Annotated in this window: 9 protein-coding genes; all 9 read left to right on the top strand. The window is 36.4% G+C overall.

The window, feature by feature from the left end; all coding sequences use genetic code 11:
- Positions 1-2412: phage tail protein (locus C7Y47_RS25160; RefSeq protein ID WP_185903589.1), on the top strand; the 2412-nt coding region annotated here is incomplete at its 5' end.
- Between the two features lie 11 nt (positions 2413-2423).
- Entirely contained in the window at positions 2424-3332 is a 909-nt protein-coding gene (locus C7Y47_RS23590; RefSeq protein ID WP_185903588.1) for a phage tail domain-containing protein, read from the top strand.
- 2 nt (positions 3333-3334) lie between these two features.
- Positions 3335-4441, top strand: coding sequence for a siphovirus ReqiPepy6 Gp37-like family protein (locus tag C7Y47_RS23585; RefSeq protein ID WP_142510972.1), 1107 nt, complete (start codon positions 3335-3337; stop codon positions 4439-4441).
- Positions 4442-5302, top strand: coding sequence for a hypothetical protein (locus C7Y47_RS23580; protein WP_142510971.1), 861 nt, complete (start codon positions 4442-4444; stop codon positions 5300-5302).
- Positions 5302-5865, top strand: coding sequence for a hypothetical protein (locus C7Y47_RS23575; protein ID WP_142510970.1), 564 nt, complete (start codon positions 5302-5304; stop codon positions 5863-5865). Before C7Y47_RS23580 ends, C7Y47_RS23575 begins: the two co-directional genes overlap by 1 nt.
- Positions 5866-5883: 18 nt before the next feature.
- Positions 5884-6108, top strand: a complete 225-nt coding sequence (locus C7Y47_RS23570) for a hypothetical protein (protein WP_142510969.1) — start codon at positions 5884-5886, stop codon at positions 6106-6108.
- Positions 6109-6120: 12 nt separating this feature from the next.
- Entirely contained in the window at positions 6121-6309 is a 189-nt protein-coding gene (locus C7Y47_RS23565; RefSeq protein ID WP_142510968.1) for a hypothetical protein, read from the top strand.
- Positions 6310-6377: 68 nt separating this feature from the next.
- Positions 6378-6782: a phage holin family protein gene (locus tag C7Y47_RS23560; RefSeq protein ID WP_185903587.1), complete on the top strand. Its 405-nt coding sequence runs from the start codon at positions 6378-6380 to the stop codon at positions 6780-6782.
- Positions 6779-7525, top strand: coding sequence for a lysozyme (locus tag C7Y47_RS23555; protein ID WP_142510966.1), 747 nt, complete (start codon positions 6779-6781; stop codon positions 7523-7525). The genes C7Y47_RS23560 and C7Y47_RS23555 overlap by 4 nt, the downstream gene beginning before the upstream one ends.
- Positions 7526-7932: the final 407 nt, after the last annotated feature.

Below are 7932 nucleotides of genomic sequence, written 5' to 3'. Positions count from 1 at the left end.
AAAGATCAAACTATTTTCCTTGCTGAAGAACAACATCAAAAGATTGTAGAAAAAGCTCAACAACAAGCTGATGAACACGTTGATAAAGTGAACTGGGAAACCGGTGAGATATTATCTAAGTGGAAACAATTTAAAAATAAACATTCTGATATTTTTAATGCAGTAGAAGAAACATATAAAAAAGTTACTGATTCCTTAAAAGAAATAACATCCACTGCTTATGAATTTATAAAGAAAACAATAGACGAAAAACTTGGCAGTGTTGTTGATTTCGTAAAAGAGCAGCTAGACAAATTGAAAGAGTTCTGGGATGAAAACGGACAGGAAATATTCGAGATTGTAAAAGTTCAATTTGATCATATTAAATCCACTATAGAAATGGTTATGGGGCTTATCAAAGGGCATTTTGAAATAGTTTGGCCTATAATCTCAGGGATTGTTAAATACTCTTGGGAATCTATAAAATTTACGGTTGGTACAGCGCTTGATATAATCCTTGGCGTTATTAAAACAATGATGAAATTAATGCACGGTGATTGGGAAGGCGCTTGGGAATCGATTAAAGAAACAGCAGAAAAAATATGGAACAATATCAAAACATTCTTTGAAAATGTAAGTCTAGTTCAAATCGGTAAAGACATTATTAACGGTCTAATTGAAGGTATTGGTTCAATGGCGAAGGCTGTATGGAAAAAAGTTGAAGATATTGCTGATGACATTACTACAGCTGCTAAGAAAACATTAGGTATCAAATCACCATCAAGAGTAATGATGGCCGTTGGTAGAGACACAGGTGAAGGTCTAGCAATTGGTATCGAAAGTAAAAGTGACCGAGTATCAAATGTCATGAAGGACTTAGGAAAAAACTTGATTGATATTGCTAACAACTACAAGTCTGAAGAAAAGAAAATTACCGATAAAGCCAACGCTGAAATAGCCCAAATCGAAAAACGTTCTAAAGAAGATATTGATAAAATCAACCGTACTGCTGCATCTAAGAAGCGTAAAACAACACAAGATGAAAACATAAAAATCCAACGTATCAAAGAAGATGCTGCTAAGAAAATCGCAGATATTGAAAAGAAATCTGCTAAAGAATCTTCTGATCTATTGGGCAAAATTCAAAAAGATAAATTGGAAAAGATTAAGTTGTTTATTCAAGACAAAAAATCTTCTGAAGAATTGAGCCTCAAAGAAGAAGCAGAGATTTGGAAATACGCTGTGTCGCAGTTCAGGGAAGGTACAAAGGAACGTGTAGAAGCTCAGAAGGCCTACAATAAAGCTGTGGAAGACCTTAATAAAGCTGATTTAGAAAGCATTAAGCAATATATATCAGATAAAAAGTCTTCAGAGGAATTATCGTTAGTTGAAGAAACGAAAATTTGGGAAAGAACAATCGACTTATTTGAAGAAGGTAGTAAAGAGCGTATAGAGGCTCAGAAAAACTACAAAAAAGCTGTTGAAGCCGTTAATAAAGAAATAGTCTCTATTAATAAAGACTTCCAAGGTCAAATGAAAGCTGTTGCTGATGACTTAGCAAAACAAGAAGAACAATTAAACAAAGCTTATGATGATGCATATAACAAACGTAAATCCACTTTAATGTCATTCGCTGGTACATTTGATGAGTTTAAAGTTGAACTTAATCGAACAAGCGCTGAATTAATGGGGAATCTACAATCGCAAGTAGATGGCTTCAAAGAGTGGCAAGATCAATTTGCTAAGCTATCTGAACGTAATATTGATGCGGATTTATTAAAAGAGATTTCGGATTTAGGCGTTAAAGCATTACCAGAACTAGCAGCGTTAAATAGCATGACAGATGATCAACTGACGAAGTACAGCGAGTTGTACCGTGAGAAATCTCAATTAGCTCGAGAACAAACTGAAAAAGAATTAGTTGGTATGCGTGAAGATACGGATTCTCAAATCCAGAAATTACGCGAGGCAGCTAATGATAAATTGAACCTTATCCAGAAAGAATGGGATAAGGCTATTCGTAATTTAACGAGAACTACAGCTAATGAGCTATCTACATTGCAATCAATCGGTGTAGATGCTGGACAAGGCTTATTAAACGGTCTAGCGAGCATGCAAGGACCACTTGTTGATAAGGCAACAGAGATAGCAAACAGCATTAAAGAAGCAATGCAAGGAGCGTTAGATATTCATTCACCTAGCCGTGTAATGAAAGGTTTCGGCGTCAATATCGCTGAAGGTCTAATCCAAGGTATGAACAGTATGATCGCACAAGTTGAACAGTCTTCCACAGGATTGGCGCATGCAGTTGTAGGCGGTCAACAAACTTACGATTACTCTAAACAATTAAATCAAAAGGTGAACATCTATACGCAAAATACCGGAGCACATGAAATGGAACGAACATTGAGACGCATGGCATACGGATTCTAGGAGGTGACGATTTGAATATTAAAGAATTAAAGATAACTAATAGTCGTGACGATTCGATAACATTCGGTCGTCATTTCTTTTTGACTGAAGATTTTCAGATTAGTGGTTTAAAGGCGAATGTAAATACTTCTACATTTACAAGTGATGGAGCGCATTATCAATCGACTGTGTTAAATGTTCGTGAGTTAGATGTTCCATTCTACATTAAAAGAGACGGAAATGAAGCATGGTGGATAGAAGAGAAGCGACATGAGATGTATACGGTATGTAATCCTAAGCACAATCCAATGAGACTAGACTTCACTACTAAAGCCGGACACGAGTTTTACTTATATGCCAATGCAGAGATGGCGCCAGTCTATAATAATGGCTTTGAGCATGACAATAAAAAGTGGTTAAAAGGTCTACTACAATTTGTTGCTACTGATCCATTCATCTATGAGAAAGATGATTACTATGCAGAAATAGGATTGTGGAAACCAGCATTTGAATTTGTGCTCGAAATACCAGAAGGCGGAATTGAAATGGGATACCGTACGCCTTCCACAATGATTAATGTGGAGAACACAGGACAAGAAGCTACTGGAATGATTATTCGATTTAAAGCTACAGCAACTGTGAAAAATCCATCATTAATAAATGTAAATACGTATGAGTCGCTGAAGCTTAATACAGCAATGCTTCCGGGTAATGCGATGCTTCCTGGTGATGAAATCTTCATTAACACTAATCGTGGTAAACGCTCAATTATATTAAGCCGCAATAATGTTCAGACAAGCGTTTTTAATGCGCTAGATTTTATGACCTCCACATTCTTGCAGATAGAGGCGGGAGATAATTTATTTAGATATGAAGCCGAGGAGAACATCGACTTTTTGGAAGTGTCGTTTAACTATCGTGCAAGAAGAATAGGGGTGTAGTCATGGTTGATTTATATGTATTTGATTTGAACTTTAATGCAATTGGAGAAATCAGTGAATATAAAAAGCTTATTCTCCAAAGGAACTATTACAAATACAGCATGCTTACATTGATTGTACCTGGTACACCTGAAATGATTGAGTTGCTTCAAATGAACAATATTATTACTACGCAATCAAATCCGAACTATGGCTATATCATTCAACATTTCGATTACATTGATCAAAACGGAAGTGAAATTGAAGTTGTAGCTTACTCACTCAATTATTTATTGTCTTGGCGTGTAATTGAAAGACAGCAAAGGTACGAAGGAAATGTAGAGGACATTATTAAATCTTTTATTTCTTCTAATGCCATCAATACTAGTCCAAATAAGGTATTACCGAATTTTAGACTCGCTGCTAACACAGGCATAAATATTGTGGATGACAGTACTAAAACAGGTGGTACAGTTAGTGAACATTGTTTTGCATTGTGTCAAAAGCATGAGATGAGTTTCGACGTTCTGATGAATCACAAGGATAAAAAATACGATGTCTATACTTGGCAGGGTGAAGATCATAGCACTACTCAAACTCTTCTTCCGCACGTGATTTTTAGTAAAGAATTCGATAACGTCATTAAACAAAACTATGTAAATAGCAACATCGAGACTAAAACGACAGCAATTGTAGCTGGTGAAGGTGAAGGAACTGACAGAAAGACTACAACAGTTAACGATCATTTACAAGGCTTTAATAGACGTGAATTGTATGTAGATGCGAGGGATTTACAAAGTGGTTACTTAGATGACGACAATAACAATGTCACATTAACACCAGATGAATATGATGCTACGTTGGTTTCAAGAGGTGAAGAAAAATTAGCAGAATATCAAGAAAGAGAAACGTACGAAAGTGAAATTGATATGTTTGCGCAGTTTGAATATGGCGTCGATTATAAACTCGGAGATGTAGTTAGTATCCGGAATGATGAGCTTCAAAAGGTAATGCATGCGAGGGTAGTGTGTGCTGAATTAACGGTTGATAGGGACGGCCAAGAATTACGAATAGAGTTCGGCTCAAATATTCCTACTCTCGGCGAAAGATTAAAAAAGGCGGTGAAATAAATGGCGATACGAAGTGGATTTTTTAATAGTGTAAATGGCGATAGACGATACGATGCAAAGTTTTTCGCTGAGTATTTTGCTTCCTTTATCGGTGATGGAGTTTTTCCAAACCCAAGTAATGGATTACAACTTGTGGAAGGCACTGGGATGCAAACCATCCTAAAGGTAGGTAAGGGATGGATAAAAGGATATTATGTCATAAATGATAGTGATTATATTATTAAGCATGATATTGCTGATGGTGTATTAAAACGTATTGACCGTGTTGTTATGCGTCTCAATTATTTAACAAGACAAATTGAAATTGTTTTGAAAAAAGGCTCGCAAGCATCTTCACCTACAGCGCCTGCTATTCAAAGGGATGCAGAGGCATATGAATTAGTCCTTGCTGATGTATTAATTAATGCAGGAACTACTCAAATCAATCAAGGTCTTATAACGGACCAACGATTGAATAAAAGCTTGTGCGGTATTGTACATGGCATTGTAGATCAAGTGGATACGACAACAATCTTTAACCAATACCAATCTTGGTTTAACAAATTTAGTGTTACGAAAGCCGATGAGTTTTCAAAGTGGCAGACCGATGTAACAACAGCATTAGAGGGTTGGATTGATGCACAAGAACAAGACTTTTTAGCTTGGAGACATGCTGAAGAATCACTATTTCTTGCTTGGTTCGAAACAATAAAAGGTAAATTAAGCGAGGATGCAGCAGGGAATTTATATAACATGATTGAGGACCATGAAAAAGCTCGTCTACCACATATTACAACAGATGATACGACCAAGAAAAAGTATCGAACTGGTTTGGTGATAGATAACGGAAAATTATTCTTTGAATACGAGGAGGTACAATAATGGCAACAGAACGCATACAAGTAGCATTGGAACCTACTTCGCAAACAATACTCAAAGATACTGCAGTTATTAAAGCCGATACTGCTGATATGAAACCTAGGATACAAACCACTCAAAGTAATGTTAACTCAATAAATACCAGAACAGCTACTATGGACAGCAACATCGGTACTCCAACAGACTCGGCATCTAATGGGACGAGTGGGAGCTTGCATCGTAAGATGAACTGGTTAATGTCTAATGGTCGCACTAAGCCAGTGTTAAAAGTGACTGGTCGAAGCGCCAACTACGCTAGCGGTGGTTTAACTAATCAAAGAGGTACTATATATCCCTACGATGGCGATGCTACCGTGTATTTGGATGTGTATGGTAGTGGACGACTACTATATCTTATAGGGAGCGAGCAGCATTATGCTGTTTATGTTAAGGTCGACGGTAAATCGTTCATGATGGGATATGAAGGGGTTTTTGACATACCATTTTCCAACAGATTGAGAATAGAATATGGCGGGAGTTATGAAGGATATGCGCCAGTATTAATTTATTATGAACTAAACCAATAATTGAGAGGAGGCTATATTGTGACTATCTTACGCGAATATGAAGAGAATGGATATAAAATAACTGAATACACGAATGATGGTGAGACAGTATCAGCTAGAATTAAAGAACAGATATTGACGAACGATGATATTTTTCCATCAGAACCAGTTGAAGTACAACCAAAGCCTACTTTAGAAGAAATGCAAGCACAAACGTTATTGAATACAGAAGTATTAATTGCAATGAAAAATATTGGAGTGTAGGGAGGAACAAACATGAACATTGTTTATCGTGCTGCAGAGTTATTAATCACTAGCCCAGGATGTAATTACGATGTGATGGCAACAAATTTAAGTTTACTTATGTTAAATAAGCAGGTTAGCCAAGATGAATATTCGAAGTTATGTACCTTAATGAACGAACAGCAAAATAAAGTATCGAATGAAACGCAAGCAGAAGCTTAGCGTTATTTTTTATGCCTTCCACAGATGATTGTGGAGGGCTTTTATTATGCAGAAAAGGAAGTGTTGTAATGGAAAAATGGATAGGAGCAATTAGTGGGTTAATTGGCGCTCTAGTCTCTTATGCTGTGGACGGTCTAGGGATGGCTGTAACCGTTCTAATCGGATTCATGGCTATTGATTATCTTACAGGAATTATGGGCGGTATCGTAAACCGCAACTTAAATAGCCGTGTTGGTTTCAACGGTATCATTCGAAAAATTTATTATTTAATGCTAGTCGGCTCAGTGTATTTACTGTCGTTAGTGATTCCAGGTATCGAGTACGCAGGTGATGGGGCAGCCATTGCATTCTGTGTACTCGAATTTATTTCTATCACAGAAAACGGTACAAAGATGGGATTACCGATGCCGGATTTCATTAAAGAACTTTTAGCAATTGTTAAGGATAAAACAGGGGAAGGTGATTCTAAATGAAAATCTCAAACACTGCTCTTAATTTAATTTCAAAATGGGAAGGGTTTTATGATAAAGCTTATCGTGATCCTGTAGGTATTTGGACGATTGGATATGGTACAACTAAATGGTCAAACGGACAGGTGGTACAACAAGGTCAAACAATCAAAAAGGATGATGCACTTGAATTGTTACGTAAGCAAGCTCAAGAACATGCCAACACGATTGAGCAATATGTGAAAGTGCCTCTTAACCAAAATCAATATGATGCGCTTGCTTCTTTCCAGTATAACCTGGGTCGCAACATCCTAAGAAACAGTGCTCTTTTAAATTATTTAAATGCCCGTCAATGGGATAAAGCATGCAATGAAATGCTGTTATATTGTCATGCAGGTGGTAAAAAACTTCAAGGGCTAGTCAATCGTAGAAAAGATGAAGTAGCCTTATTTAAAAAGCCTGTCGTTAATGTAAGTGTTGATGTAAGCAATAAAATCGAATACCTAGAAATAGATAAAGAGCCAAAGAAATTCCGCATTCTAAGCGGAAATTACGGTAGTCGTGAAGCAATGATAGCCGCTATGAATGCAACTGTGCAACAAAAGTATTTATCTTATGCAGAGCCAGCACAAGGTAATTCAAATGAAAATGGTTGGCGTTTTATTAGTGGATGGAGTAATACATTACCAGAAGCTAAACAAATTGCTGAACGTGCAATTGTGGAAGGCAAGTTAAGTTATGCTACAATTCGTGGAACATCTAAATAGAAAGTAATGACTAGCAAAGCTATTTTAGCCGAGCTGGTCTTATTACATAATACTAAAGTGACAATTTCGTGAAAATTATTATCTGAATATGAGAATGAAACTAAATGAGAATATCAAGTGTTTTAGTGTGAATTTCACTAAAAATGTTACTTATGTACCGTAAAAGATTTATAGGTACGCCAAAAATGGCGTTATACTTGGCGTAATTTGGCGGTATACGACGATAAACCGAATAATACTACCGTAAAAAATGATTGTGACCGAAAAGGAAGATTTCGGAAACCCACTATTGAAATGATATTACTGGGATTGATAGGATAATAGTAACTCGAGGGAAACTAAATTTGTTATAACAAATGATGTGAAAATATTATTACTATAGAATATTGAATTTACTACATAATCTT

It is taken from the genome of Lysinibacillus sphaericus (genome assembly GCF_006864135.1).
GTDB lineage: Bacteria > Bacillota > Bacilli > Bacillales_A > Planococcaceae > Lysinibacillus.
Note: the sequence above shows the minus strand (reverse complement) of the source record. Positions and strands in the feature narration are given on the sequence as shown.

What these genes read in the sequence shown, in the direction of transcription:
- C7Y47_RS23585 (WP_142510972.1), top strand. Translation starts at nt 3,335, where the DNA reads ATGGTTGATTTATATGTATTTGATTTGAACTTTAATGCAATTGGAGAA.
- C7Y47_RS23580 (WP_142510971.1), top strand. Translation starts at nt 4,442, where the DNA reads ATGGCGATACGAAGTGGATTTTTTAATAGTGTAAATGGCGATAGACGA.
- C7Y47_RS23575 (WP_142510970.1), top strand. Translation starts at nt 5,302, where the DNA reads ATGGCAACAGAACGCATACAAGTAGCATTGGAACCTACTTCGCAAACA.
- C7Y47_RS23565 (WP_142510968.1), top strand. Translation starts at nt 6,121, where the DNA reads ATGAACATTGTTTATCGTGCTGCAGAGTTATTAATCACTAGCCCAGGA.
- C7Y47_RS23560 (WP_185903587.1), top strand. Translation starts at nt 6,378, where the DNA reads ATGGAAAAATGGATAGGAGCAATTAGTGGGTTAATTGGCGCTCTAGTC.
- C7Y47_RS23555 (WP_142510966.1), top strand. Translation starts at nt 6,779, where the DNA reads ATGAAAATCTCAAACACTGCTCTTAATTTAATTTCAAAATGGGAAGGG.